At 68.9% G+C, this 1,439-nt stretch carries 2 protein-coding genes and 1 pseudogene; 1 reads left to right on the top strand and 2 read right to left on the bottom strand.

Going from position 1 to position 1,439, the window contains the following annotated elements:
* On the bottom strand, positions 1-382 hold a 382-nt coding region (locus A5714_RS25585), incomplete at its 3' end, for a SulP family inorganic anion transporter (RefSeq protein ID WP_197513830.1).
* Between A5714_RS25585 and A5714_RS26250 the strand changes: the two are divergent.
* A pseudogene (locus tag A5714_RS26250) lies at positions 285-1,034 on the top strand (SulP family inorganic anion transporter); the annotation flags it as partial. The gene A5714_RS25585 and the pseudogene A5714_RS26250 overlap by 98 nt on opposite strands.
* A 17-nt stretch (positions 1,035-1,051) precedes the next feature.
* Here A5714_RS26250 and A5714_RS20240 read toward each other — a convergent pair.
* Positions 1,052-1,439: Lrp/AsnC family transcriptional regulator (locus A5714_RS20240; protein ID WP_197513832.1), on the bottom strand; the 388-nt coding region annotated here is incomplete at its 5' end.

Below are 1,439 nucleotides of genomic sequence, written 5' to 3' on the forward strand. Positions count from 1 at the left end.
CGCCGATCGCGCCCGAGACCATGTTCGCCGCGCCCTGGCCGATGAGCTCGCGGTTGAAGTCGGTACGGGGCCCGCTGTGCATCCGGTCGATCGACACGGCCGTGAGCAGGCTCTGGATGCTGGTGATCAGCGTGACGGTGACGACGGCGAGAGCGACAGCGCCCCAGTTCCGTTCCGGCAGCGACGGCAGTTGCAGCGCGTCGAGCACCGATCCGTTCAGCTCGATGCGCGAGACCCGGAACGGCAAGAGCAACGAGACGGCCGTCACGACGACGATGGCCACCAGCGGGCCCCGTACCGACTTCAACCGCGAGCTCATCGGCCAGGGCGCGGCGAACATGGTCTCGGGCGCGATCGGCGGCCTGCCGATCGCCGGCGTCATCGTGCGCAGCGCGGCCAACGTCAGCGCCGGCGCCCGTTCCCGCGCATCGACCGTCATGCACGGCTTCTGGGTTCTGTTGTTCGCCGTGCCCTTCGCGGGTCTCGTGGAGAAGATTCCGACGGCCGCACTGGCCGGCTTGCTGATCGTGATCGGGATCGAACTGCTCAAGCCTGCACACATCGAAACCGCCATGCGCAACGGTGATTTCGCTGTCTATCTGATCACCGTGGTCAGCGTCGTCTTCCTGAACCTGCTCCACGGGGTGCTGATCGGCCTGGCCGTCGCCGTCGCGGTGACTGGCTGGCGGGTGGTGCGCGCCAAGGTGCAGGCCACCGTGGTCGGTGCCGAATGGCACGTGGTCGTCGAAGGTGCCTGCACCTTCCTGGCGCTGCCGCGCCTGACCGGGGTGTTGGCAAGCATTCCCGAAGGAACCGATGTCACCGTCCACCTTTCCGCCACCTACCTGGATCACTCGGCGCGGCAGGCGATCACCGACTGGCAGCGGCAGCACAGCGCCACCGGAGGCGCCGTGCGCATTCACGAGCAGGATTCCACGCAGGCCACCCACACCGCGGATCCGGCGACGCCGCGCCGCGCCGCGCACCTCAACCTGGTCGCGGCGGGCCCGCGCCCAGCCACCGAAACTGACTGAGCGAGAAGCGGATTCGGCTATCCGGGAGGGGTGGCGCGGATCAAGCGGCCGCGCGTGATCAGCGAGGCGGCCTGCTTAAGGCGTTTGGTGCGGATTCGCACGTCGTAGCTGTGGACATGGTCGATGATGCCCAGTCGCTCGGTGAGGTACCCGTAGAGGTGCTCGACGTCGCGGCAGATCACGACGGCGACCAGGTGGTGGCGCCCGCTGACGGCGATGACGGAGGCAACCTCGGGGTGCCCGGCGATCCGGTCGGCGACGTCGGTCAGGCGACCGGCCTGCGCGCAGATCCACACGGTGGCGGTGACCCGAAAGCCGAGGCGCTCCGGCACCAGCTCGAGGTCGTAGGTGAGGGAACCGGACGCCTCCAGGGCCGCAGCCCGTCGTTTGACCCGCGCCGCTGTC

It is taken from the genome of Mycobacterium sp. E2462 (genome assembly GCF_001672685.1).
Lineage (GTDB): Bacteria > Actinomycetota > Actinomycetes > Mycobacteriales > Mycobacteriaceae > Mycobacterium.